Below are 25,502 nucleotides of genomic sequence, written 5' to 3'. Positions count from 1 at the left end.
GGCGTCACCTTCCTTCATCGGCGGGCGGGCCGGGCAGGACCTCCACCCGGCAGACGGTGTGCACCGGGCACATGGCCCGGACGATCTCGTTGACCCGGTCCACGTCCACCACCGGCTCGCGGCCCGGCCACACCCGGACCAGGATCCCGGCGGAGGGTTCCGGCGGCAGTCCGGCACCGGCGGTGCGCGACCACGTCGCGCCGCCGTCCCCGGTGATCGCGGCATGCACGCCGAGCCCGAGCCGCAGCCCCTCCACCAGGCCGCGTGCGGTACCGCGCCAGCGGTGCAGCTCCACCGCCCGGACCACCGCCTCCCGGCGCAGTTCCACGGGCCAGCGCGGATCGTCGACCGCACCCACCCACGATGCCAGCCAGGCCACGAAGTCGGCCGGGGCCACCCGGGGGTCGAAGTAGGAGGGCAGGTTGTCGAGCGTCGCGAACACCGGGGCGAGCACGGTGTCGAGCCCTTCGGTGAAGCGCTGCGCGAAGTCGTCGTCGGCGTACAGGGCGGGAAGCTGCCCGCCGATCGGATACCTGCTGGGCAGACCGGGTACGGCCGCGCGGCTCATCCCCGTACCTCCGGTTCGATGGCGGTGACGACCACCTGGTGCTGGTACGAGAAGACCAGCGCGCCGGCCGCCACGTCGATGCGGTCGGCGGGCGCACCCCGGCGCCCTGTCGTCGGGTCGGCGGCGAACAGCCGGATCTCCTCCACCAGCGCGTTGCCGGTGGCGCGTTGCAGCACGCCGAACACCTCGCCGTACTGCACCGGACGCCCGAACGGCCACCCCGTGCCGTCGGGACCGCCGTGCAGGGGGTTCAGGAGCCGGAACAGCGCGTCGAGCGCCGCTTCGCGCACCCGGTCGGTGTCGCCCGGCGCCGCCGCGAGCCTGGCCACGACGGTGACGCCCTGGTAGACCGGCGGCTCCACCACGAGGCGGGTGCCGATCAGCCGTCGCTCGTCGAGACTCGCGGTGATCGCCCGGAGTACCTGGTCCGACGGGATCAGCTGCTCGAACCTGAGCCGGTCGCCCTCGTCGGCCACCGCGTCCGGTACGACCAGGACCCGGACCGCGCCCGCGCCGTCCCCTGCCGGCATGCAGCGCACCCGGCGTACCGAGGGCGCCGCCCGGCGGCTGATGATCTCGTAGTCCTCCGCGGTCACCGCGCGTTCCTGCATCCGCAGCGCGTCCGGTGCCCGGAGCTTCGCGTTGGCGACGGTCTCACCGGCGACCCCGCCGCGCGCCGCCTCCCGGTTGGTGACCCGCGCCACGTACGGCACGGAACTGCGCAGCACGGAGATCACGCCGCGTGCGACATTGCCCGCCGGGCCGCCTCCGGTGCGGTAGCGGGCCACCCGCAGCTGGGCGCCCTTGGGCGGTACGGCGCCGCACTGGCGCAGCGTGCCGTCCGGCTCGCGCAGCACCGGGGGGAAGGTGAACTCGCCGGTGGTGGCGTCCACCCGGACGTGCTGGTCGGCGGGGCCGGAGCGGCCGAAGTGCTCGACCACCTCCCAGCGGCGCCACCCCTCGGCGGACGACACCTCCACCACCGGGGGTTCGCCGTCGAGAAGGACCGGCGGGCGGCCGAGCCGGAACGTCTGCCCGGCGACCCCCTCCGAGGTGCCGAGCGGTACGTCGGTCACCGTCTCCGCGTGCTCGGCGTACATGGTGCCGCCCACGGTGAACACCGCCGCCTCGCGCACGGTCGGTGACTCCGAGTAGAACGGCTGGCCCGGTTCGGGCTCGGTGACGCGGCAGCGCAGCCAGCCGGCCCTGGTCCCGCCGATCACCGACGCGGTGTGCCCGGCCGGTACGTGGACGATGACCTCGCCGGGACGGTTCAGTCCGCCGGTGGTGTCCGTGCCGGTCTCGCAGGCGCGCCAGCCGCCGCCGTCCCACGCCTCCCACACCAGCGGGGGCTGGCGCGGGTCCACCCCGATGCCCTCCACCCTGCTGTCCACGCGGACGGCGACCACACAGCGCGGCACCGGCGCCGGCAGGCCGAACAGCAGCGCGTCGCCCGGCTCCGGTGTCGCCTGGAAGCAGGGCACGTCGAGCCCTTCGGCCAGCGTCCTGGTCCGGTCGCTCTGCTCACCGGTCCGGGGCGAGGTGACGAGTTTCATCAACTCGCTCGGGACGATGTGGAGTTCGTCGGTGGTGGTGAACACCACGGCTTCCTCGGTCTCGCCGCGCACGGTGGTCACCTCGGTGCCGGCGGGGAGCGTCACCGTTTCCGGCTGCGGCGCCGACAGCCAGAAGTCGACATCGGCTCCGGCGGCGGCCGGCGGGAACAGGCAGATGCCCAGGAGGTCGAGGAACGCGGTGTAGTTCTTGTCCGGGACGCGGTTCAGCCGGTACAGCAGCTGGTCCACGAGATAGGCGAACGTCTCGATCAGGGTGACGCCCGGGTCGGAGACGTTGTGGTCGGTCCACTCCGGGGCGCGCTGCTGCACGTACCGCTTCGCCTCGTCGACGAGTTGCTGGAACCGCCGGTCGTCCAGGTTGGGGAAGTCCAGAGCCATCAGTCCGCGACCGATTCCTCGGTCTCCTCCTCGGAGGGGATCGTGTAGAAGGGAAAGACCAGGTTGCGCCGGTCGTTGGTGGAACGCACGGTGTAACGCACGTCGATGTAGAGGGTGCCGTCCTCGACGGCGTCGAAGGCGACCACCACGTCGTCCACCGCGATGCGCGGCTCCCACCGTTCGAGGGCCTCGCGGGTCTGCTGCGCGATGCGGCCGGCGGTGGCGCCGTTGCCGGGGGCGAAGACGTAGTCGTGGATGCCGCAGCCGAACTCGGGACGCATGGGACGCTCGCCGGGCGCGGTCCCGAGCACCAGCCGGATCGCCTCCTCGATCTCCCGGTCGCGTTCGACCATGGCGATCCCGCCGGTCGGCCCGACGCGCAGCGGGAACGCCCAGCCGCGCCCGATGAACCGCTCACTCATCACATGCCCCCGATGCGGACGTTCTGGGCGCCGGTCAGGATGTTCCCGGAACACGCCGTGCGGTCCCCCGCCCGCGCGGCCGGCAGCCCGCCGATCAGTACCGTGCCCGTGGCGAGCGCGGCCGGGTCGGGAAGGATGACGTTGGCCGGCCCCAGCAGCGCGTGCGGGGCTATCGGACACGTGTGGAGACTGCCGACGACGGCGGCGGGACGGCCGCCGATCAGCACCCGCATCACCGCGGCGGCGGCTCCGGGCGGCGGAGTGGCGATCACACCGCCGTGGCTGGTGGGGTCGCCGGTACGGGCTGCGGCTGGCATGCAGCACTCCTTGCGGAAGGTCCTGGGCCCGGAGGCCGGTCCCGGATTCGGTCGGGTGGGTCGGGTACTGCGAGTGCGCGAGTGCCGCGGCGGGGCGGGGCATGGGGTGGGCCCTCAGTTGATCCGGATCAGCCGGGCCTTGAGGACGCCCAGCAGACCGCCGTCGACGGTGACATCCGTCGTGCCGTTGACCTGTACGGAACGGCCCCCGATCCGCACTCCGTCGGTGCCGTCGATGTCCACCTGTCTGCCTCGCACGTTCACCTTGCCCAGCTTCGCGTCCAGTGTGATGCCGTCCTTGTCGAGCACCACGGAGGTGAGGGGGCGGCCGCGCCCCGCGTACACGGTCAGCTCGATCCGGTCCCGGCGGTCGTCGAGCCGTACTTCGAGGCGCTCGTCGGCGGTCAGCAGCCGCAGTCCGGACGGGCCCGGCGCCCGCGCGTCCAGCAGTTCCACCCGGTGCCCGGAACGCGACACCACCGAGCGCCGGTTGACCTTTCCACTGGTCCGGTCGATCAGCGGGACATCATGGGGCGACGGCTGGTCCACGCCGTTGTACAGCCCTCCGATGACGTACGGGCTGTCCAGCAGGCCCTGTTCGAACCCGACCAGGACCTCGTCGTTGACCTCCGCGCTCATCACCCCGCCGCCGCCGACGCCGCCCCACTGCACGGCGCGCACCCAGTCGGTGACGTAACTCTCGTCCAGCCAGGGGAACTTCAGCCGGACCGCGCCACGCTCCGCACCGTCCGGCTCGCGCACGTCCGTCACCACGCCGATCGCCAGCCCCGGCATCCGGGGACCACGGTCCGGCCCGCCGGTCACCAGGCCCGTCAGGGAGCGGTCCGGGCCCGCGCCGACCCAGACGGTGGTGCGGTAGCCCTCGTGCGGCTCCAGGACGTGCTGGACGGCGGTCGCCGTGTACCGGCCGGAGAACGCCTGGCCGACGTTGCCGAGGGCCACGGGCTTGCCGGCCCGCAGCCGTGGATTGCCCTCGGCCACCGCCTCCAGTTCCCCGAATCCCGCGCTGACCCTGGCGGCCGTCGCGTCCGCGACCGCCGTCGTCTCGGCCTGGGTACGGTACGGGGTGTCCGTGACGGTCAGTTTCGCCTTGCCGAACCGGGCACTCGCCGACGGGCTCAGCCCCGGCACCGCCGTGTCGCTGATCACCGACGGGTTCCGCGCCACCAAGGGCCGCTTCGTCCTGACGTCCCAGCCGCGCACCTCGACCGATGCCGCGCTGTCCGCCGCCGTCAGCGAGGCCCGCAGCGCGAGGAGGTTCCGGCCGTACTCAAGCACCATCGGGTTCTTGGTCGCCGAGGTCGACGGCGCGGGCGCGCCGGACGCCTTCTGCGGCCGGGTGAACTGGAGCAGGCCCTTGTCGTCGACGCGCACCTGAGCCCCGCTCTCCCCCGCCAGGTACTGCAGGAAGTCCCAGTCGGACACGTTGGCCTGCGAGAGCTGCTGGTAGGTGACCGGCGCGGCCTGCACGGTCCCGCAGGCCAACCCGGCTCCGGCGGCCACCTTGCGGACGATCGCGGCCGCCGTCATGTTCCGGTACGCCACCACCTTGCGGCCCCGTTGCAGCCGGTGCGCCTTGGAGTACCCGCGCACCACCGTGAACGAACCCGTACGGTCCGCGTCCAGCTCCAGGGCCGTCACCTCGCCGTCGAACAGCCGCTCCCGCGCCTGCCCGGAGGCGGTCACCACCGAGACCCGCAGCGGGGTGCCGATGGTGATGCCGGTGGCCTGGAGGAACTCGTGATCGGGGTCCCGGAAGGTGAGCACCGCCGCGTCGGGCAGGCCCACGCTCTCGTCCACCACACAGCTCACCAGCTGGGCGGCCCAGACCTTGGGGAGCTCGGCGGGCGTCTCCACGACGGGGTCCGCCGCGAACGACCGGCTGCCCTGTGCCTCGGTTGTGCTCACCGTTCCTCCTCACTGTCCGTGTCCAGGAGCGCCGGAACCACCAGTTCGGTGCCGGGCGCGAGCGCCATGGGGTCGTCGATTCCGTTCGCCTCCGCGATGACCCGCCAGGCCGTCGGGTCGCCGTACTCCCGCCAGGCCAGCATGGCGAGGCTGTCCCCCGCCACGAGCGTGTGCGTACTGCGGGCGGTGCGCGCGCCGGACGTCGGGTTCTGACCCGCCGTGTCGACGCTCGCCTCCTCGATGGACAGCGCGCAGGTGGCCCGCAGCGGCTTTCCGTCCACATCGAACAGGGTGTAACTCACCGACAGGCTGGACAGCACCCCGTCGAACGCGGTCGTCCGCGCGGTGCCCCATTCGAACCGGACCCACGGACTGGCCGGTTTCTTGCGGCCCAGGCTGGCCGGTGTCGGCACGCACGCCTTCATCAGCTTCTCCACCGCCTGCTCCACCGAGTTGTCATGAGTGGCGGTGGCGTCCAGGAACACTTCGAGGCTCAGCGTGCGGGGTCCGCTCCCGACGAACTCGGGCAGCGCCGACTGCCCGGCCATCCGGGACGGGGAGCGCCGCCACTCGGTGGTCTTGCGCAGCTCCAGGGTGGAGGGGTTGAACTGGAGGTCGAGCTGCGCGACCGTCCCACCGGGTTTCGCGCCGACCGAGGCCGGGGGCTCCTTCAGGGTCAGCTGGGCTCTGGCCCGGCTGGAGCGCACCGCTGGCGACATGCCTGGAGTTCCTTTCCGGTGCGGATACGAGGGTGAGGGCTGGGTCGGAATCCGGGACCGATTCCGGGTCCGAATCCGGGTCCGGAGGCCGGTCGGGGTCAGGAGGGGCGGAGTCCCTGGTGGGCGATCTCCAGGGTCTCCACCGCTGCCTCCGACTTGGCCGGGTCGAAGGACGGTCCCTGCCAGCGGACCGGAACGATCCCGAAGACCTGCCAGCTGATGATCCTGGTCAGGTCCGGTTTCAGCGCCACGATCTCGCCGTCCTTGGGCTCCACCCGGCGCAGAGTCTCGTCGAGCCAGCGGCCGATCTTCGCCGTGTCGGTGGTGACCGGCCTGGTGAGCGTGATGTTCGACCAGCTCACGCGTCCGGGCAGTTGCCAGGTGAAGCCGTTGTTGCCGCCTTCGGCGTAGCTCTCCATCTCCACCTCCGCGCCCATGCCTGAGCAGGTGTGGAAGGCCCCGAGGTCGTTCCCGGCGATCGCGAGCCGGAAGAACACGCTGGTCGCGAAGATGCTGTCTGTCATTGCTCGGTCATCCGTTCCGTGCTCTCAGCGGCGTCCGTCGTAGGGACGGCCCGTTCGGTCCCGGCCACGCCGTAGTTCGGTGCGCAGCAGCCGTGCCATGGGGTCGAGCAGGCGGCGCGCCAGTTCGTCCAGTTCGGTCCCCGAGCCCTGCGGCAGTCCGGCGTGCCCGGCCGCGCCGCTGCCGGTGGCGGATGATCTCGTGCCCGACCTCCGCGACTCCGCCTCGGCCGGGGCAGCATGGGGTGCGGCGGCGTTGGAGGCGGATCCGTTCGGTACGGGGCCGTTGGGAACGGAGCCGTCGCCCGCGCCGGTGACCTCGCGCTGGACCGGGGGCGCCGGGCCCGTCGGCCGGGTGGACCTCGGCCGGACCACGGGGACGGCGCCTGCGGGCGCCCGTGCCGGAGCCGGCGCGCCCGCGGGGCGGCCCGCGAGCGACTGCGCCTGCGGAGCGGTCACCGGCAGGGGCCGTACGGTTACGGGCCGCCCTGCCGGTGCGGCGCTTGCCGGAACCGGGCCCGCCGGTACCGCTTCCCCGGCCGCTCCCCGGCCGAGTGGCGCGGGCCTGACAACCGGGACGCGCTGGACGGACTCCGGAACGGCATTGCTCCGCACGCCGCGCCCCGCCGACCCTGTGCGGGCGCCGCCGGAGCGTCCGGTGGCAGCGCGCTGGACCTGCGGCCCGGCAGGGCCCGTCGCGGACGGAACCCGCGACGGCTGCCCCGAGCCACCGCGATGCGGGGCCGGTGCGCCGGGCCAGCGCGCCGCCACCACGGGACGGCCGCCGGGGCGGGCGGCCACAGGGGCAGCCACTCCTTCCGGTGCCCGGGTGCTCAGGCTGAGCGGGCGCGCGGCGAGCAGCGAGAGGGTGCGGGGCTGTGCCGGGGCGGAATCTGCTCCGGCGCGGGCCGCGGTGAAGGGGGGCGGGCCGATGGTGCTCATGGCCGGGGCCCTTGTGGTTCCCGTGGCTCTTGAGGCTCCTTTGGTTTCTGAGGTTCCTGAGGTTCCTGAGGTGCTCGCGGTGGTGCGCGAGGTGCTTGTAGTGCCCGACGTACTTGTGGGGCTTGCAGTGCCTCTAGGGCTTGTCGAGCTTGTAGGGCTTGTAGTGCTCAGGCCGCCTGCGGCATTTGTGGTGCCTGCGGTGCTCGCGTTACCTGGTGCAGTGGCACGGGCGACGACGACCGGGTCCGGGGCGGCGGGGCCGCTGTCCCCGGGCCGCTGCCGGCCGGAGACCGGGATGCCGGAGCCTGGGGTACCGGGCCCCGCAGTGCCGGACCCGGAACCGCCCGGGGGCGTATCGGAGCGCCGCCCGTTCGCTGCGGAGGCCCCCAGGAGCGGCGCGTCCTCTGTGTGTCCCCGGTTCCCGTCCTCCGTGGGACGCACCGGAGTTGCGCCGGGCCTACTGTCCTGGCGGGCCGGCGCACGCTGGATGCCGGGGCCGGGAGTTGTACGGAGAGAACGGGCACCGGGCCCGGTTGCGCCCGGCAGGCCTGCGGTGGGCGGCAGTTCGGACAACGGCGCGCCCAGACCGCCGCGCGCACGGGCCCCTGGACGAGGCCCCGGAGTCGCACGGTCCGAAGCCGTCCGGCCCGACGTCGAACCGCCCGAAGTCGCACGGTCTGAAGTCGTGCGGCCCGAAGTCGCACGGTCCGGAGTCTCCGCCCGCTTCGTGGGGGCGCTCGGAGTGCTGGGGGCCGGGGTGCCGGCCGCGGTCTCCGCGTGGTGCTGGACCACGGGCAGCGCCGGACCGGGCGTCGAGGCGGTACGGGCGGCCGGCGGAACAGCCTTGGCTTCGGCCGCCAACGGTGTCGCCGTGGAGGGTAGTTCACTCATCGGCGCGCCGAGGGGCGCGCGACTGGCGGCCCGCTGTACGGGCGGCGCCGGGCGTGACCCCGACGCTTCCTGCACGGGTGCGGTGGAGTCGGGTCCCGGCGCGTCGGGGGTGGCCCGGTCACCGGTTCCCTGAGCGGCGACGGGGCGCAGGGCCGGAAGCCGGCGCACCGGTCCGGCCGGGCGCCGGGCGACGGTCGGCAACGGCCCGACAGGGCGGGTGCGTACGGCCTCGCGGGGCACCTCGGCCCTCGGGGCACGGGATGGCTCCGGGGCACGGGATGCCGCCGGCTCGCCGCCTCCCCGCTCGGGCTGGGACCCCGGCGCCCCGGTCGCGGCGCGCTGGACGGCCGGGCCGGACGACGTACGGCTGCCGGAACCGGCGCTCGGCCGGGGAGCGCGCAGCCGGTCGGGCTGTGAGGCACCGGACGGTGTCCGCGAGGCGCGTCCACCGGCAGCGGGCCGGGCCGGGCCGGCGGCCGTACCCGGGACCACGGATACGCGTCGTACCAGTGGGATGTGCGGAGCGGACGCCGCCCGGCCGGTGCCGGTGTCCGTGGGGGTCACGACCGGGCCGGCCGCCGGGTCCACTGCCCGCTGGACCGGCGGGTGCGGCGGAAGGAGCGTGGCGGGGGAATCCGCAGACGTGATGCCACGGGTGGCGCGGGGCGTCCCGCCCGAGCGGCGCCCCCTCGGCCCGCCGTCGCCGCCGGGACGGGCCGCAGCGGGCGCCGGTCCGGAACCCGTCCCCAACGTCCCCGTACCCGTCCCCACCGTTCCCGTCCCCGTCCCCGTTCCCGATGCTGCTCCCGGACGCGTCCGGCGCGAGACCTGCGGTGTCCGGGCGGTGGGCGTCCGCGTACCGCCGTCCGCGCTTCCCGGGTTCGGGGCGTCGGCTCGGGGCGTGACGCTCTCCGCGCTGTTCGGCTCCTGCGTGCGCAGGGCGCGGAGCAGCAGAGGGCCCCGGCCGGTGCGGGTGGGCTGCGGAGCGGCGGGTGGTGTGACTCCGCGCACCAGACCGGCCGGGGCGGTGGGCAGCAGGGCGTGGCCGAGTCCGGCGTCGAACGACGGGTTCTGCCAGGCCGCGAGGCCGTCGCGGAAGGCGAGGCCGTCACTGACCCCGAGCGGGGCGCGGGCCACGGTCAGCTGCGGCGGCGGGGTGCGGCGCCAGCCGCCGTCCCAGTCGCCGGGCACCGAGGGAGCCGGACCGGCGGAGGGAGCCTGACCGCCGGCCGCGCCCCGGTCCCGGCCGTCGCCGGAAGGCCCGCCCGGTCCGGCGCGCTCCGTGGCCGGGGGGCGGCCAGCGGTGTCGGGTCCGGCAGTCCGGCGGCGCAGCCTGTCCCGCCATGCCATGCGCTCAACCGCCTTCGTTCACACGGGTGTTGATACGGGCTATCTCGGATACCCACTCCTGGCGCTCGCCGTGCGTCAGGTCGAGGATCTCCTCGCGTTGCCAGTGGAAGTGGTAGGCGATGTACGCGATCTCCTCCCGGAGCCGGGGAAGGGCGTACGTCACGATTCCCCCAGGCGCCCACCCGAGAGGTCGACCTCGAAGCCGCCCTCGCAGTGCGGGCAGGTCACCGCCGCCCGCGTGTGGCCCTCGCTGTTGACGCGGCGGTAGAAGTCCTGGAGGAACGCCACGTCGGTGGCGTACATCCGCTCCACCACCCCGGCGTGCACATCGGTGATCGCGCCTAGCCGGGTGATCACCTGGCTGAGCAGCACCACGCTCAGGTACGCCGGGTTCTCCTTGACCCGCAGGTCGATCTGGGGCCGCAGCTCGTCACGGGCGGTCGCCAGGCGCATCGAGCCGTGCCGGTGCACCGTGCCCGCCTCGTCCACGTACCCACGCGGGAGCTCGAACTCGAACTCGGTGCGCAGACTGTGGTCCTCCCGGGGCGCCGGGGCCGGAGCGGGGGCGGGAGCTGCCGCCGCCTGCTCCGGCACCGGGGCGGGCTCCGTCGCCTGGAGGATCTCCTCCAGGTTGCCCGCGGACACCGTACGACGCCTCATTCGACGACGATCTCCTCGAAGACGATCGTGACGGACTCGGTGGCCGCGGCGGACTCGCCCGCCTTGAGCGACGGGCCCTCCCACTTCGAGGCCCAGCCCTGCATCAGCTGGATGCGCCGGACCGTGCTGCCCTCGGAGTCCTTGATCTCGATGGTGAGGTTCTGCCGCGCGGCGTCCACGGCACCCTTGTTCAGGGTCTCCTTGATCCACGAGGTGAACTCACTGCTCTGGTCGAGTCCCCGGGTGATCGTGACCTCGCCGGCCTGCCGGGCGCCGGGCTGCTTGCGGATGATCTGCTTGCCCTCCGCGCTGACCTGACGGACCTCGACGACCTCCTCCTCGACGGTCAGCCCGCTGATCTCCTGAATCGACTCGACCAGGTAGCCGCCGAGCTGCACGCCGAAGACGTGGGTGGAAAGAGCATCGCCCTCTGCCATGGCTGTCTGTCACCTTTCTTTGCTGACCCGCGGGTCACTCGTCGATGAGGCTGGTGGTGTCGGAGAACTGGGCCAGCCGGAACACCACGAACTCCGCGGGCTTGACCGGCGAGACGCCGATCTCACAGATGACCCGGCCCTGGTCGATGGATTCCTGCGGGTTGTTGTCGCGGTCGCACCGCACGTAGAAAGCCTCTTCGGCGGTGCGGCCGAACAGCGCGCCCCTGCGCCACTCCTCGGTGAGGAACGCGGTGACGTTGCGCCGGATGCTCGACCACAGCCGGTCGTCGTTCGGCTCGAATACCACCCACTGGGTGCCCAGGAGGATGGACTCCTCCAGGTAGTTGAAGAGCCGGCGCACGTTCAGGTAGCGCCATGCCGGGTCGGAGGAGAGGGTGCGGGCGCCCCACACCCGGACGCCCCGGCCGGAGAAGGCGCGCACGCAGTTCACGCCGATCGGGTTCAGCAGGTCCTGCTCGCCCTTGCTGAGCCGGAGTTCCAGATCCACCGCGCCGCGGACCACCTCGTTGGCGGGCGCCTTGTGCACGCCGCGCTCGGCGTCGCTGCGCGCCCACACACCGGCGATGTGACCGCTGGGCGGGACCGTGGTGTTGCGACCGGCGGCCGGGTCGAAGACCCGCACCCACGGGTAGTAGAGGGTGGCGTAACGGGAGTCGTAGCCCGCCTCGTCGTTGCGCCAGGTGCGCACCTGCTGGGCGGAGAGTCCGGGCGGGGTGTCCAGGATGGCCACCCGGTCGCCCATCTGCTCGCAGTGCGCGATCACGGCGAGCTGTACCGTCCGTACGCCCTCCGCGTCGATGTCGCCGCGCTGGTGGGCGCTCATCAGGTCGGGCACCGAGACCATGGTGATCTCGTCGATGGCCTCCAGGCCGCCGAAGCCGGTACGGGCGGCGGCGTCGCCGACGTACTCGGACGCGTCGAGGCGTGCCACCTCGCCGGAGCCGGACGCGGCGGGCGGGGCCGGGGCGTCGGGCACCGCCAGGGTCTGGGCGGCGGGCTTGCTCTGGGCGGCGTTGCGCTGCTCGGTGACCGCGATCAGGGTGGAGGAACGCGTCTGGGTGACGAGGTATCCCTTGACGTTCTTGCGGGTCGAGGCCTCGTAGGTCTCCGCGACCTTGTCGCCCTGGCGCACCAGGACCTTGAAGCGGTCCTCCGGCGGGTTCTCGCCGTCCGCCTCGGCGATCTCGACCGATACTCCGGAGACGCCCGGCCTGGCCGCGATCAGGAAGCCGCCGAGTTCGACCGGCTCGGCCGCCGCCGGCTGTGACCCCCGGGCGCCGTCGGCCTGGGAGGCGCCCTCGGCGGGTCCGCCGATCCGGACCACGTACGCGGCGCCCCCGCCGTTGGCGAAGTACCCGTAGACCGCGTGGGGCAGGTAGGTGCCCTCCGCGAACCCGCCGAACAGCTGGGTGTACTGGTCCCAGGAGGTCACCAGCGTCGGTGCGTGGAACGGTCCGTTGTGGGCGAACCCCACGAACGCGGCGACGGCGGTGCCGACCCCTTCGATCGGTCGGGCACCGGACTGCACCTCCTCCACGTACACACCCGGGGTGAGGTACGTCGGCATACTCGCTCCTTCGCGTCCTTACGGGTCACCTGTGTCCAGGCCGAGTCTTCGCTGCCGGCCCGGCACTGCGACAGGGACTCGCGGACCTGGCCGGGGGCAAGGCCGCTGCCTTTCCGGGACGCTCCGCGCTGACCGTCCGGGCCAGGTGACAGGCGGTGGGCGGCGACGGCCCCGCCCACCGCCGTACGCGCCTCAGGCGCCGGCGGCCTCGGTCATGTACGGGCCGAACTCGCCCTCCAGGACCAGCCGTCCGAGCTTCCGGTACTCCTGCACGACCGCGGTCACCACCTGGCGCATGGTGAGCGGGCTGCCGGACTCCGCCGCCAGGTACGCCGCGGTCACCGCGCAGGCCCGGATCGAGCCGCCGGCCAGTTCGAAGCGGTCCGCGCAGAAGCCGAGGTCCAGGTCGTCGGCCCGGGGCAGCCGGTCGCCCAGACAGCGGTCCCAGAGGGCGAGGCGCTGGCCGGAGTCGGGCACCGGGAAGTCCGCGACCACGTCCAGCCGGCGGGTGAACGCCTCGTCCAGGTTGGCCCGCAGATTGGTGGTCAGCACGGCGATGCCGTCGAACGACTCCATGCGCTGGAGCAGGTACGCCGACTCGATGTTGGCGTGCCGGTCATGGGCGTCCTTCACCTCGGAGCGCTTGCCGAAGATCGCGTCGGCCTCGTCGAAGAGCAGGACCGCGTTGACTGCGGAGGCCTCGGTGAAGATCCGCTCCAGGTTCTTCTCGGTCTCCCCGACGTACTTGTCGACGACCGTGGACAGGTCCACCACGTACAGGTCCATGCCGAGGTCGGCGGCGACCACCTCGGCGGACATGGTCTTGCCTGTGCCCGACTCGCCCGCGAACAGCGCGATCACGCCGCGCCCCCGGCCGCCGCCGGGCCGCATCCCCCACTGCCCCAGCACCTGCTCCCGGTGGCGGGCGCGCAGCGCGAGTTCGCGCAGCCGCCGGCGGGTGAGCGGCGGGAGGACCAGGTCGTCCCAGCCGACGCCCGGCTCGACCCGGCGGGCCAGCCGGTCGAGCCCCGCGCCGTTCTGGGCGCGTACGGCGCTCTGCAGGTCCTCGGGGCGGACCGGTCCGCCGGCCAGGGCGGCGGTGCGCACCGCCGCGTCCGCGGCGCGGCGCAACTGTCCGGAGTCCAGCCGGTGCGCGGCGACCGCCCTGGCGAGCGCCTCGGCGTCGCCGGTCACGGGGCCTTCGCCGGCGGCCCGGTCCAGGGCGTGCCGCCAGCGCGCGGCCTGCCGTTCGGGAGACGGCGCCGGCACGGTCAGGACGACCGGGGCGTCGGCCGCCCACGCCGGGTCCCAGCCGGTGGCGCCGTGCGTGAACAGCGGGGTTCCCCGCAGCGCCGCACACAACGCCACCAGTGTCCGGGCCCGTTCGGCGGGCTCGGCGGGCAGCGCCTCCACCGGTCCGAGGACGACCCCGGAGCCGGTCAGGCGGGCTTCGCGGGCGATCACCCCGGCGAGTTCCGGCAGTTCGCCGGAGCGCCGGGCGAGCGCCGCCGCGTCCAGGACGAGCGGGCGCAGCCCGGCCGCGCGCAGCGCGGCGGTGGCCAGGCCCTCGGCGTCGCCGCCCCGGCTGCGCAGGTGGACCAGGCCGGTGCCGCTGCCGGCGGCGGCCGCGGCCCGCTGGACCTCCGCGGCTTCCGCGGTCGGGTCCTCAGCGGTCTCACCGAGCACCCCGGCGAGCCGGGCGTCGGGGTGCGCGTTGCCCAGGAGATGCCCGGACACCCGGTCGGGGACCGCCAGGACGCGGGAGAGCGGCGGCCGTTCCGGCTCGGTGACCAGGATCAGGCCGCCCTCGACGAGCGGCGCTCCGGGGGCGAGCCGGAACCGGGCGGCCGCCGCGCCGGCCAGCCCGCACAGCTCCAGGGCGAGCCCGACCGTGGGACGCCGGCGCGTCAGGTCGTCGTTGAGGTAGCCGTAGAACCGTTCGAACCGGGCGTCCAGGTCAGGCGCCACCGCGATCAGGAGCAGGTCCAGGTCCAGCGGGGACAGGCCGAACCGCACGGCGAGGCCTTCGAGCACCGACCCGGGGGCCGGCTGCCAGGGTTCCGGGGCCGGTGGGCCGAGGCCGCCCGGCTCGTCCAGGATGCGGGTGATCGCCTCGGGGGTGAAGTACTGGCCCCGGTACGGGTCGTCGGGATCGGGGTCGGCGGCGCGGCGGTCCTCCACCGCGCGCCGCACCCGCTCCTCGACGAGGCGGAGCCGCGCCCAGAGCTGGGCCTCCTCGGTATCCGGCGGGGCGGCGGGGCGGCCGTCGCGCCGGATGTCCGGCCGGGCGCCGTGGTTCGCGGGCTCGGGGCCGGGCCCGGCGAGGACAGCGGGTTCGGCGGTGTGGGTCACGGCTGGCGGCCCCCTCGGCGGCGGCGCGCGGGGGCGGGCCGCCGTTCGCGCGGTCCGGCGAAGCCGTCCGGTCCGGCCTCGCTCGTCCCGGTATAGCGCAGCCGCCGTCCCGGCACCGCTTCGCCGTCCTCGCTCCGGGCGGCGGAGCGCACCACGAGCCCCTCGGTGACCGGCGGCGCGACGACGGTGCTCACTCCGGCGAGCGGTGCCCGCACCAGTACCCCGAGCGAGGCCTTCAGCTCGCCGCCGAGCGCCGACCACACGTCAGAGGCGGCCGGTGCGTCGAGTCTGCCCCCGGCGGTGTCCAGGCTGACGGTGAGGCCGAGTTCGGCGAGTGTGCCGGTGAGCAGCCGGGCGGGCAGCGTGTCGGTGGCCACCAGGCAGGCGAGCACCTGCGAGAGCAGCCGGTGCTCGTCCTGCGGACGGCTCGCCCACGCCGTGACCAGGTAGGTCAGCTCGAACCAGCGCGGCGGGGTGCGGCGGGCGACCAGGTGCCCGTCCGCGTCGTACACCTCGCCGGCGCCGCTGCCGCGCCGGGTGGCGTCCTCCCTGATGTCGTACAGGAAGACGCAGACGGTGGGGGCGTTGCGGCGTGCCGCCCAGTCGTTGGTGGGGGCGTCGAAGACCACTTCGACGCCCGACGCCTCCAGTCCGGACTCGCCGAGCAGGCGGCGCATCGCCTCGTCGACCTCGTGGATCACCGGCGGGTCATCTCGCCGGGCGGCTGCCAGTTGCCGATGACCACCAGGAAGTCGGTCTTCACGGCTGAGAACCCGGGTCCCCTGGCCGTGATGACGCGCGGTCCGGTCTCGTCCTTGGCGAGGATGAGCAGCTGGCCGATGAACGTGCCGTCGGGCTGCGGGACGGTCGGCGCCGCCGCCGCGGTGATGCCCGGCTTCCAGGTGAACCGCACCGGCGCTCCCGGCGGGAAGTCCTTGCCGCGCACCGAGGTGACGAAGCCGGGCTTGCCGATCGGGGGCACCGCGACGATGCGCGGCTGGAGGATGCGCAGTGGCTGCCTGGCGGTGTTGTCGCTCCTGTCGGCGTCGGTGCCGGTGGTGGTGAGCAGGCCGGTGACGCTGCTCCTCAGGGCCTTGTCGGGACTGAGGACGACGCGGACGACGGTGCTGGCGCCCGGGGTCAGGTCCGGCAGCGCGCACACCCAGGAGCGGTCGCAGCCGGCCGGCGGTCCGCTGTTCGGGATGCCCCGGGGCAGGCCGACCTTCAGCCGCAGCCCGGTCGCCAGCGCCTCACGGCCGTTGCGCACGGTGTACGTCACGACGACGCGTCCGCCGACGTAGCCGGGGTTGGGCTGCGCCGTGACGCGCACCGCGGGTCCGGCGGCGGGCTCGGGCGGCGCCGGGGGCACGGTGGGTGGCCCGGTGGTGGGGGGCGGCTCGGTGGTGGGCGGCTCGGTGGTGGGCGGCGCGCGGGTGGGTGTCGGCGGTTGCGGTGTCGTCGTCGGGGGCGGGGTGTCCTCGCGCACCGGCACCACGGTCCGGACGGCGTTGTCGCTGGGCTGCGGGTCCTGTACGGCGCCGGTGACCGACCAGTCGAACGGCGCGTCGCCGGGGGTGACCCCGACGAGGGTGACACTCACCCGGACCGTGGCACCGGGCCGCACCACTCCGACGTCGCACTGGAGGGAGGCGGCGTCGCAGGTGCCCCCGGGCCAGGTCAGCCCGGTGATCCGGGCACCGGGCGGTGGGGCGATGGTCAGCCGGGTGCCCGGGGAGGCGGCGGGGCCGTTGTTCACCACGTCGACGGGGATCGTCCTGGAGCGGCCGACGGCCACCGCCGGGACGTTGCCGGGTGCGTGCACCGCGAGGTCCACGGACTGCTGGACGCTGGGTTCCTTCTGCCGTCCCGGAAGACCGGTGGTGAGCGGGCTGAGGGCGCAGGTCGCGACGTCCAGGAGGTAGAGCTTCTCCGGGCTGTTGGCCGGGAGCGCCTCACGGGAGCTGATGACCAGGCCCGTGCCGTCGGCCGTCCAGGCCGCGTCGCGCGGCTGGAACGGGCCGGTGAGCGAGGTGTCCGGGAGCTCCTGGCGGCAGCCGTCGGGAACGTTGTGGGCGGCCTCGGGCAGCAGCACCTGGCAGCCGCCGTCGGCGAGGGAGGTCAGCAGGATGCCGTTGCGCTGGTCGGTCAGGCCGCCGCCGTTCTTCCGGTTGAAGGCGATGCCGAGTCCGTCCGGGGAGAACGCCGGGCTGTCGTCGATGACCTCGCAGTCCCCCGGGCAGGCCGTGGCGCTCAGGTCGCGCTGCGCGGCCAGGTCGTTCACCGGGACGGTCCAGATGTGCTTGTTGCCGCCGCCCCCGTTGATCACCTGGTTGCGGGTGAAGGCCAGCGTCGTGCCGTCGGAGGACCAGGTGGGCTGGGCGTCGCCGCCCTGGGGCTGCCCGGCCGGCGCGGTGATCCGGTCGCGGATCTCGCCGCTCGCGACATCCGCGATCAGGATGCTGCTGGGTCCCGCCGCGTCGCCGACGCCGCCCGGCGAAGTCCGGGTGAAGGCCAGGTACTTGCCGTCCGGGGAGAACGTCGGGTCGGTGTCCCAGTCGTCCGGCCCGCGTCCGCCGAGTTTCATGTACGCCTCGTGGGTGCCGTCGGCATCCGCCATCCAGATCCGTTCGATCCGGTGCTCCGGGGGCCCCTCGAAGCGGGTCAGCACGATCCTGCGGCCGTCGGGCGTGTAGTTCTGCCGCTCGGTCCACGGGTCCCCCGTGGCCGGCCGGAAGAGCGGGTCGTGCGTGGGATCGGTGTCGGTGTCGGCGGCCGGGTCCTCGTTGAGGATCGTCAGGCCCAGGTCGCGGGGGTCGGAACCGTCCGACCGGGCGTCCTGGAGCGTCACCTCGTGCGGGCCGGCGGCGGAGATCCGCTCGACCACCACACCGCCGTCCTGGACCGTGCCGGTCCAGGTGGGCGATTCGACCTCGCGGTCCTCGCTGAGCTCCAGTTCGGGTGTGTCGGCGGAGTGCGCGGCCACCCGGAACACGTGGTCCCAGTCGCCCTCGCAGTCGCAGGTGCGGTCCGGGCTCAGGAACAGCACGCCGTCCCCGTCGGGCAGCCACGCTGCCCCGTGGGTACGCCACTGCGCCTGTACACCAGCCAGCAGCGGCCCGTCGGTGCGCCCATCCGTCACCCGCAGCCGGGGTCCCGGCGGTCCGGCGGCGGTGTACGCGATCAGGTCGCGGTGCGCGGGGTCACCGACCGGGTTCCAGGCCGGCTCGGTGGCCGCGCCGTTGGCCGGGTCCGTGACCCGGGTGCCGGCGCCGCCCGCCAGGGGCCGTACGTAGATCTGCATGCCGGCCGCCGGCTCGTTGCCGCCGGAGTACGCCAGGCGCTGCCCGTCCGGGGAGACCGTCGGGCACTCCTCGTCCCAGGGGGTGTCGGTGAGCCGGGTGAGGCCGGTGCCGTCGGTGCGCACCATCCACAGGTCGCGCTGCTTGCCGCCGTCCGCGCCCCCGGGCTCGGCGGAGTCGAACACGACGGACCTGCCGTCCGGGGTCAGCTGGGGGTGCCCGGCGTACCGGCCGCTGGTCAGTTTGCGCACCGAACCGTCGGCAGTCCGCAGGTAGACCTGTGGTGCCTTCTCGTCGCGGCGGCTCGCGAAGACCATCTGGTCCCCGAGCGCGGACGGCTGGAGGTCGAAGTGGGCCGGGCCCTCGCCGAACAGCGGGGCGCTGTGGGTGTCGCTCTCCACCCGGCCGAGGCTGCGGTGCCGGGTGCCGGCGTAGGCGATCCGGGTGGCCGCGGCGTCGGCCGCCTGCGGCCTGGGGTCGGCGCTGCCCTCCCCGGCGGCCGTCGTCACCGCGAGCAGGGGGATCAGGAGCAGCAACGACGCCCCGAGTCTTCCCGGGCGGAACCGCCCACCGGGGCCGGCGGTGCGCATCACGGTCCACCTCGCTGTCTGGTGCGGTTTCGGGCTTTCCCCCGCCACCCTGCCGGGTCCTCGTGCGGTGCGGCAGGGCGGCGGGGACGTACCCGGGGGAAACGTGCGGTGCGCTTTCGGGCAGTTCCGCGGTGCCCGGCCGCCGTCAGATCAGCCCGTTGCGCAGTGCGTAGCCGACCGCGTGGGCCCGGTTGCGCAGTTGCAGCCGCGTGATGATCTCGTGCAGGACGTTCTTGACGGTCCGTTCGGAGTAGGCGGTCTTGCGGGCTATCTCCACGGTGTCCAGGCCTTCCGACACCAGGCGCAGCATGTCCGCCTCGCGCGTGGTCAGCGTGGACAGCGAGAGGCTCCGCGGGTCGAGTGCGGAGCGCTGGAGGCTGCCCACATGGGTGAGCAGCTTGCCCAGCAGGTCTCCGGGGAGCACGCCCTCGCCGTTGGCTATCGCCAGGACCAGGTGGAGAAGCTGGTCCTGGCCGGCGTCGGCGCGCCGCAGCACCGCGGAGACGCCGCACTCTATGACGCGTTGCAGCGCGCCCGCGCCGAGGGTGCCGACCACGAGGCCGGTGCGGGTGGCGGTGTTGTGCCGCAGCCGGTGCAGCAGGGCCGCCACGTCGTCGTCGACGCTGTCGACGACGACCAGCGACACCTGGGCCCGGTCCGCCGCCTCGTCGTCGAGCAGGCTGACCTCCGGCCGTCGGCGTAACTGCTGGACGACGCCGACGTGCAGGACCGGGTCGGCGGCGTACACGGCGACGGTCACCTGGTCCACCCGGTCGGTTGGGGAGGTCCGGTGCACGGCCGGCGCCTGGGCGGAGAGACGTGGTGCGGTGACGGACACGGCCGGACGGTACTGCTCTGGGCAGGTCATGGGCAGGGTTCCTGTTTCATGAGTCCGTGGGCAGAGGGTTCGTGAGGAAAGAGGTCGTTCGGTGAGGGTTCGTGAGCAGAGGAAATGCGGAGGGTTCGTGAGGAGTGCTCCATGGGCAGAAGGACGTGGGAGCGGCGGGACGTGAGAGCGGACCAACAGCCGTCACGGACGCGGGCGGCAGGCCCGCGAGGTAGACCGTACGGATCAACAGCTCACCGGTTCAGTGGAGTTGGTCTTGACCCCCCGGGCAGCGCGACTGCCCGGTTCTTGCCCTCGCGCTCCTCGCGGGTGACGTGCCGCGGTTCTACCGTGACGGTGTGACGCCTTCTGCAGCCCCTTCCGGCCCCAGCGCGCCCGGCCTCGACATCCCGGCGGTGACCGTGGCGCCGGGCAGCACCGCCACCACCAGCCTGACCGTCCGCAACGACAGCGACATCGTCGAGGCGTACAGCCTGGAGGTCGTCGGGGACTGCGCCCCCTGGGCCACCGTGGAACCCCCACGGGTCTCCCTCTATCCGGGCACGTCCGAGACGGTGACGATCCGACTGGATCCGCCGCGTTCGCCGGAGACCCGGCCCGGTGACATTCCGCTCGGCGTGCGCGTGCTGCCGGCCGAGCACCCCGAGTCGGTGCGGGTGCCGGAAACCACCGTGCACGTCGAGGAGTTCCGCGAGCTGCACACCGAGCTGGCGCCGCGGCGGCGCCGGGGCTGGCTGCGCGGCCGCTACCGGCTCGCGGTCCGCAACCTGGGCAACGCCCCGGCGCAGGTGGGCTTCGCCCCGGGCCAGGCGGGCGAGGAGCTGCGGTTCACGTTCACCCCCGCGAAGCCGAAGCTGGAGCCCGGCGAGACGGCGGAGATCCGGCTGCGGGTCCGCACGGGCAAGCCGGTGTGGTTCGGCTCCCCGGTGGTGTGGCCGTTCACCGTGGACGCGGCGGAGACCGCGGAGACCGCCGACGCCGCGCCCCAGGCGGAGGTACGGCGCGACGAGACCGCCCTCCGGCCGCCCCTGAACGCCGAGTTCGTCCAGATCCCGATTTTCCCGAAGTGGCTGCTGGCCGTGCTCGCGGCACTGCTCGCGCTGCTCCTCGCCTGGTTCACCCTGGTCCGTCCGGCGGTGCGCAGCGCGGCGAAGGAGGCCGCCACGAAGGAGGTCCAGGCGCGCCCCAATCCGGGCGGGGCGCAGGACAGCCAGTCGCCGGGCACCGGCTCGGGCGGCGAGAAGGGCGATCCGTCCGGCGGCGGCCAGGGTGCGCAGCCGGGGGCGAGCCCCGGGGCCACGCCGGGCGCGGGCGGCGACGGGACCTCGGCGGGCGGAGGCGGCGGCCAGCAGAGTTCGGCCACCATCGACCTGAAGACATCCGGCGGGACGAGCAACGCCGGTACGTACAAGGTGCCCGAGGACCATGTCTTCGGGATCACGGACATCGTCGTCGCCAACTTCCAGGGCGACGAGGGGGTGCTCACGATTACGTTCGGCAAGCGGAAGATCACCACGATCGCGCTGGAGACCTTCCGCAACCAGGACTACCACTGGGTCACCCCTATCAAGATCACCGAGAACGAGACCGTGACCGTCAACGTGACCTGTGCGAAGCCGGGCACTCCGGCCACCGGGCGTCGGGCGCAGGAGTGCCACGAAGTCCTGAACGTGAGCGGTGTGCTCAGCCCCGTCAAGCAATGAAACAGGCCTTCCGGGACAATATCGACCAGTGCGATGCCGTTCGAAACGGTAGATTTATCGTTTCGTCTGAAAATCGACACCGCGCCTGGCCGAAGACCGCGGGTCTCCGGGAGGCCGGGACGGCGTCGCGGGACGACGTAAGCAGTGGCCATCCGCTCGCTGCCACCCGTCACCGCACATGATCCGTTCCTCGGCGGGCGGTGCCGGTGCCTCGGTATCCCGCACCCGGAACGACCTGTGCGGATCGCAAACTGGCCGACTTTCGCCGTGACATCGCGTGCGTCCCGGGCCGGAGACCGGGAGCGGGAACGCAAGCGCTTCGACTCCGCGGGTCCGGCGCGTCGAGATGATTCGGCTCGCCGGCAACGGGCAGGCGCTCCGCACGGCGTGGCTGATGGCCCGCGGCCGGACGGACCGGGATATGTGCGTGCCCCTCGGCCGGCCGTCCGCGCCGCCCTCACGCGGCACGAGGGCGGCGCGCCCGCTCACCGCGCCGTGCACCGCGATCCCGATGAAGGCAGAGGAAGAGAAATGCCCCGGTCACTGCCACAGAACCTTTACCTGCTCTGCTACACCGTGGACGACGAGAAGTTCGAGCTCACCAACCTCCAGGGGCGCGGCCAGCTGCTGCGCGCCGGTGCGCTCACCCAGCTGGCCCTCGACGGGCTGCTCAACGCCGAGGGAGGGAAGGTCGTCCGGCGGGCCGCGACGCCGCCGGGCGATCTCTTCCTCGCCGGGGTGTGGCGCGACCTGCCCACGGAGAAGCCGAAGCGCTGGCTCCAGTACGTGCACAACAAGGCTCACACCGCCGAGAAGCCGGTCCGCGAGCAGCTTGCCGGGACGGGCGCCGTCACGGTCCACCACGAGAAGCGGCTGGGCCTGGTGCCCGTCGACCGCGTCGTCGTCAACGAACCGCAGCAGGTGCGCGCCCTTCAGGAGCGGGTTCGCGACGCCGTACTGCTCGGCGTCGATCCGGTGTCGGTCCCGGTGGACGAGCTGACCATGGCCGTGTTCGCGGCCGAGGCCGAGGTGTCCACCGTGTTCACCGGCAAGGAGCGCCGCGAGCACAAGCAGGCGCTCAAGCGGTTCGCCGCGCAGTACGACGGCATCGTTCCCGGCTTGCGCGCGGCACTGCGGGACTCGTACCTGTCGAGCCGGGCGGTCGGCGGCGGCTGGGGAAGCTGAGCGCCGCAACCCCGGGTGGGTGCGGTCTGCCGGCTGCAGGCACCGGCAGACCGCCGGTCCAGCTCCGGCTCACGCATGGAGGTTGTCGAGCCGGCACGGGACCCGCGCAGCGGACGACGGGGCCACCGAAGGAGTTCCGGCTCCTCGGCCCGCTGTCCGAATCCGATGGTCTCGGCTCCGGACGGCGGTCCCGTGCGGTGGCTGGGTCCCGTTGACGGGTCCGGTGCACGTGTGGGGGTGACGCACGCTCGGGGCCGGATCCCGCTGGATCGCCGGCCCGGCCCCGAGCGGCTGAGGCGGACCTCTCGCCGTGAGCCCCGCTCCGTCAGTCATTCGGAGCCGCGGGGCCGCCGGATTGGAACCGGCGCGGACCGGGCACCGGCCTACCCGGAAGGCCGGGGCCGGTGCCCGGCCACCCGCGCGTCCTACGCGTGCCCGTGGGTGCCGGTGAGCGTGGCGTACACGACTACGTTGTCGGAGTAGTGGCTGTCGTCCTCGGAGTAGTCGCCGCCACAGGTGATCAGGCGGAGCCCGGCGTGGTCGAGGTTGCGGTAGACCTCGACGGTGGGGAAGCGGTCCTTGGGGTAGAGAGCGGTCCGGTCGACGGTGAAATCGGCGGTCCGCCCGTCCGCGCGCCGGACGCTGATCCGGTCGCCGGGGCCGAGCCTGCCGAGCCCGAAGAACACCCCCGGGGCCCCGTTCCAGGTGACATGCCCCGCGATCACGGCGGGCCCCACGGCCCCGGGAGTGGCCCCTGGCCGGTACCAGCCGGCCCTGTCCGGGTCCCGGGGGGTCTCCATGGCCCGGTCCTCGCCGAGCCCGAGCTCCTCCAGGGTGGAGGTCACCTTGAGCGAGGGGATCGTGATGCTGACGGGCCGGGACGCGGGCAGCGCCGCGGTGTGCGGTTTCCCGGACGGTGCCGCGCTCTCTGCCCCCTCCCGCCTCGCCGGGGGCTGTTGGGCGGTGACCGGACCCCCCTTCTCCGCGGCAGGGGGTGGAGCGGGCTGCTGCCGGCTGGTTCCCAGGGCCAGCAGCAGCCCACCGGTCAGCAGCAGGGCGGCGGCGAGGGCGACGAGCGTGACGTCGCGCCGCCGGGCCCTCGTGCGGCGCGCGCCTTCGTCCGGTGTCCCGTCCATCGCTTCACCTGTCCCTGCGTCCGGCCGTTACGGGGCGTCCGGCGGAGCGTCCGCCGGTGCGGAACACCTCAGCTGCCGTGCCGGGCGTCCGCCGTGCGCGTGCGGCGCCGTACGACGAACAGTCCGCCCGCCGCGAGAACGGCCGCGCCGCCCGCCGCGAACAGGCCGGGCGACTCCACGCCCGCCGTGCTCCCGCCACCGGTCTCGACGCCACCCGCCGGCATGGAGCCGACGGCGGCGCCCTCGACCATGCCGCAGCTCGCCGGAGCGGTGGCCTCCTGCGGCAGCTTCGGGTCGAGTTCGCTCTTCCCCTTTCCGAAGTCGTACTTGGCGTTGCCGTTCGGGTCGATGCCGTGCTGGACGACGTGCAGGTCCTTGATGTGCTCGACGACGGCGTGCGAGACGGGGATCGTCCGGGAGTAGCTCAGCTTCCCGTCCTTGTCCGCGACGGGCATCCGGTCGACGGCGAGGCCACTGTCCTTGGACGTGTCGCCCTTGGTGGTCAGGGAGATGTTGATGTCCCCGTACACCGGCAGTCCCTCGGCCGTGCTGACGATGCCGTCACCGTCCTTGTCCGCGCTCATGTCGGGGCAGCTGAAGTCGTGGCCGTCGGTAGAACCATGGATGTGCTGCGCGTGCGGCTGACCGGGCACCAGCCCCTCGGCCTCGATCTTCACGGTGAGCTTGTCGCCCTCCACGCTCACCAGGGCCGTGCCGCTCGCGCCGGAGTTGTTCAACTGGTTCAGATCGATCTGGTACGTGTCACCGCCGGCGGCTTTCGTCGTGCTGCCGGCGGCATGGCCGTCGTGCGCCAGGGCGGGCACGGCAGCGCAGAGCGTGAGCGCGGCGGGCACGGCCAGCAGGGCGGTGAGACGGGTTGAACGGCGGGCATTCACGAAGACGCATCCCCTTCCGGCGGTTCCGGTCGGAACCGAAACCGCGTTCGGTCGCTGATGTCGTCTATTCGGTGCCGTCGGAGTAGCGGATTGGTCCGGGCCGTCGCCCGTGGCCGAACCGCCGGCGATCACCGCCAATGATCCGGCACATCGAACGTGTTATCGACACATGGGGGTGTCGAACGCGGGCACACGGGCTGCACCCGCACTTCACCCAATCGAAAAGGGAGTCCCGACCATGCTGGGAATCGTCGCAGCCGTGCTCTTCTTCATCGCCTTCCTGATCAACGCCGCCGACATCGCGACGAACGACGTCTTCTCCTCGGTGAATGTGATGCTGCTCGGCCTCACGGCCCTGGCCCTGCACGTGGGCGGCATCGGCACCGGATGGGGGCGTGGCAGTTCGCGCAGGCGTTGACGCGAGGGCCGGGATCGTCACGGGCTGACCGCGCCGGAGCTCCGGCCGCCGGCGCGGTCAGCCCGTGACGATCCCGGCGACGAGGTTGATGGTCGTGGCCAGGATGCAGGCTCCGAAGACGTACGACAGCAGGCAGTGCCGGAGGGCGACCGCGCGGATCCGGGAACTGGAGACGTCGGTGTCGGAGACCTGGTACGTCATACCGAGGTGGTAACTGAAGTAGAGGAAGTCGCTGTACCGCGGCGGGTCGTCGGTGTTGAAGTCGATCCCGCCCTCCGGCGCCAGGTAGTAGATGCAGGCGTACCGGGTGGTGTACATCAGGTGCAGCGCCGCCCAGGCCATGAACACTCCGCAGAGCGCCGTGAAAGCTGCGGCATGGTTCAGACCCGGGTCGCCCACCAGAAGCAGCGCCACGATGCCGACGAGACCGGACACGGACGACCCGACGACCGCGAGTTCCTCGACGACGGGCCGGAACTCCTCGCGCCGGGCGTTGTGACGGGTGGCCGCGGCCGTCATGGGCCACAGGGCGATCCACCCCGCCACCACGAAGGCCGTCTCCGCCGCCGCGATCGCGGCGAGGACGCCGAGCTGCGCATGGGTCAGTACGGCTGTGACCACGCCGGCCGCCGCTCCGACGACCGCCGCCCCGGCGAGCCGGGGAACGGCGGAAAGCACCAGCCGATCGCTCATGGGGACCTCGGGAGGGCTGCCTCGGCAGCGCGGTCAAGGGGGCTCTTTTGAGGCTATCCGCGTCTGAGCCGGGCGGCGGACCGA

The 25,502-nt window shown here is 73.4% G+C and carries 22 protein-coding genes; 3 read left to right on the top strand and 19 right to left on the bottom strand.

The features are described 5' to 3' along the window. Positions 1-4 precede the first annotated feature (4 nt). The 16 genes from ACIP89_RS24570 to ACIP89_RS24495 all read right to left on the bottom strand — a co-directional run bounded on the left by ACIP89_RS24570 (position 5) and on the right by ACIP89_RS24495 (position 19,408). The gene (locus tag ACIP89_RS24570) at positions 5-568 is read right to left on the bottom strand and encodes a phage tail protein (RefSeq protein ID WP_401924249.1); all 564 of its coding nucleotides are present in this window, start codon (positions 566-568) and stop codon (positions 5-7) included. Continuing rightward, a complete protein-coding gene (locus tag ACIP89_RS24565) occupies positions 565-2,523 on the bottom strand; it encodes a putative baseplate assembly protein (protein WP_402116720.1) in 1,959 nt (652 codons plus the stop codon). The genes ACIP89_RS24570 and ACIP89_RS24565 overlap by 4 nt, the downstream gene beginning before the upstream one ends. Continuing rightward, the gene (locus ACIP89_RS24560) at positions 2,523-2,945 is read right to left on the bottom strand and encodes a GPW/gp25 family protein (protein WP_401924254.1); all 423 of its coding nucleotides are present in this window, start codon (positions 2,943-2,945) and stop codon (positions 2,523-2,525) included. Before ACIP89_RS24560 ends, ACIP89_RS24565 begins: the two co-directional genes overlap by 1 nt. After that, positions 2,945-3,262, bottom strand: a complete 318-nt coding sequence (locus tag ACIP89_RS24555; RefSeq protein ID WP_401924257.1) for a PAAR domain-containing protein — start codon at positions 3,260-3,262, stop codon at positions 2,945-2,947. The genes ACIP89_RS24560 and ACIP89_RS24555 overlap by 1 nt, the downstream gene beginning before the upstream one ends. A gap of 114 nt (positions 3,263-3,376) precedes the next feature. Then, entirely contained in the window at positions 3,377-5,191 is a 1,815-nt protein-coding gene (locus tag ACIP89_RS24550) for a VgrG-related protein (protein ID WP_401926231.1), read from the bottom strand. Next, positions 5,188-5,910, bottom strand: coding sequence for a LysM peptidoglycan-binding domain-containing protein (locus ACIP89_RS24545; RefSeq protein ID WP_401924263.1), 723 nt, complete (start codon positions 5,908-5,910; stop codon positions 5,188-5,190). Before ACIP89_RS24545 ends, ACIP89_RS24550 begins: the two co-directional genes overlap by 4 nt. Positions 5,911-6,008: 98 nt before the next feature. Beyond that, the gene (locus ACIP89_RS24540; RefSeq protein WP_401924266.1) at positions 6,009-6,434 is read right to left on the bottom strand and encodes a phage tail protein; all 426 of its coding nucleotides are present in this window, start codon (positions 6,432-6,434) and stop codon (positions 6,009-6,011) included. A 24-nt stretch (positions 6,435-6,458) separates the two neighbouring features. After that, entirely contained in the window at positions 6,459-6,890 is a 432-nt protein-coding gene (locus ACIP89_RS24535; RefSeq protein ID WP_402116718.1) for a hypothetical protein, read from the bottom strand. 2,728 nt (positions 6,891-9,618) lie between these two features. After that, positions 9,619-9,777: a DUF6760 family protein gene (locus ACIP89_RS24530; RefSeq protein ID WP_185092612.1), complete on the bottom strand. Its 159-nt coding sequence runs from the start codon at positions 9,775-9,777 to the stop codon at positions 9,619-9,621. Further along, positions 9,774-10,274 carry a hypothetical protein gene (locus ACIP89_RS24525; RefSeq protein WP_401924273.1) on the bottom strand — a complete coding sequence of 167 codons (501 nt, stop codon included), beginning with the start codon at positions 10,272-10,274 and terminating at the stop codon, positions 9,774-9,776. Before ACIP89_RS24525 ends, ACIP89_RS24530 begins: the two co-directional genes overlap by 4 nt. Next, entirely contained in the window at positions 10,271-10,711 is a 441-nt protein-coding gene (locus tag ACIP89_RS24520) for a phage tail protein (protein WP_024494932.1), read from the bottom strand. Before ACIP89_RS24520 ends, ACIP89_RS24525 begins: the two co-directional genes overlap by 4 nt. A 34-nt stretch (positions 10,712-10,745) precedes the next feature. Beyond that, a complete protein-coding gene (locus ACIP89_RS24515) occupies positions 10,746-12,299 on the bottom strand; it encodes a phage tail sheath family protein (protein ID WP_402116716.1) in 1,554 nt (517 codons plus the stop codon). Positions 12,300-12,491: 192 nt separating this feature from the next. Further along, positions 12,492-14,576, bottom strand: coding sequence for an ATP-binding protein (locus ACIP89_RS24510; RefSeq protein WP_402116836.1), 2,085 nt, complete (start codon positions 14,574-14,576; stop codon positions 12,492-12,494). A 71-nt stretch (positions 14,577-14,647) separates the two neighbouring features. Then, a complete protein-coding gene (locus ACIP89_RS24505) occupies positions 14,648-15,352 on the bottom strand; it encodes a DUF4255 domain-containing protein (protein WP_402116715.1) in 705 nt (234 codons plus the stop codon). Continuing rightward, a complete protein-coding gene (locus ACIP89_RS24500) occupies positions 15,349-18,540 on the bottom strand; it encodes a hypothetical protein (protein ID WP_402116713.1) in 3,192 nt (1,063 codons plus the stop codon). The genes ACIP89_RS24505 and ACIP89_RS24500 overlap by 4 nt, the downstream gene beginning before the upstream one ends. Before the next feature lie 145 nt (positions 18,541-18,685). After that, on the bottom strand, positions 18,686-19,408 hold the full coding sequence (locus ACIP89_RS24495; protein WP_402116712.1) for a LuxR C-terminal-related transcriptional regulator: 723 nt from the start codon (positions 19,406-19,408) through the stop codon (positions 18,686-18,688). A 317-nt stretch (positions 19,409-19,725) separates the two neighbouring features. On the opposite strand from ACIP89_RS24495, the gene ACIP89_RS24490 reads away from it, so the two are divergent. Both ACIP89_RS24490 and ACIP89_RS24485 read left to right on the top strand, forming a co-directional pair. Next, positions 19,726-21,090, top strand: coding sequence for a hydrolytic protein (locus tag ACIP89_RS24490; RefSeq protein ID WP_402116711.1), 1,365 nt, complete (start codon positions 19,726-19,728; stop codon positions 21,088-21,090). A gap of 531 nt (positions 21,091-21,621) precedes the next feature. Then, positions 21,622-22,275, top strand: a complete 654-nt coding sequence (locus ACIP89_RS24485; RefSeq protein WP_401926244.1) for a GPP34 family phosphoprotein — start codon at positions 21,622-21,624, stop codon at positions 22,273-22,275. 425 nt (positions 22,276-22,700) lie between these two features. Here the strand turns inward: ACIP89_RS24485 and ACIP89_RS24480 are convergent, their stop codons facing one another. Both ACIP89_RS24480 and ACIP89_RS24475 read right to left on the bottom strand, forming a co-directional pair. Continuing rightward, on the bottom strand, positions 22,701-23,411 hold the full coding sequence (locus tag ACIP89_RS24480; RefSeq protein WP_402116709.1) for a class F sortase: 711 nt from the start codon (positions 23,409-23,411) through the stop codon (positions 22,701-22,703). Between the two features lie 68 nt (positions 23,412-23,479). Continuing rightward, positions 23,480-24,307 (bottom strand): hypothetical protein, encoded by an 828-nt coding sequence (locus ACIP89_RS24475; RefSeq protein WP_401924289.1) that lies wholly within the window; start codon positions 24,305-24,307, stop codon positions 23,480-23,482. Between the two features lie 238 nt (positions 24,308-24,545). Between ACIP89_RS24475 and ACIP89_RS24470 the strand changes: the two genes are divergently transcribed. Further along, a complete protein-coding gene (locus ACIP89_RS24470; RefSeq protein ID WP_024489218.1) occupies positions 24,546-24,725 on the top strand; it encodes a hypothetical protein in 180 nt (59 codons plus the stop codon). 57 nt (positions 24,726-24,782) lie between these two features. On the opposite strand, the gene ACIP89_RS24465 is transcribed toward ACIP89_RS24470, so the two are convergent. Further along, the gene (locus ACIP89_RS24465) at positions 24,783-25,418 is read right to left on the bottom strand and encodes a DUF1345 domain-containing protein (RefSeq protein WP_402116708.1); all 636 of its coding nucleotides are present in this window, start codon (positions 25,416-25,418) and stop codon (positions 24,783-24,785) included. Positions 25,419-25,502: the final 84 nt, after the last annotated feature.

Source organism: Streptomyces sp. NPDC088730, assembly GCF_044751215.1.
Lineage (GTDB): Bacteria > Actinomycetota > Actinomycetes > Streptomycetales > Streptomycetaceae > Streptomyces.
The sequence above is the reverse complement of the archived record's forward strand: the minus strand, read 5'-3'. Positions and strand labels throughout refer to the sequence as shown.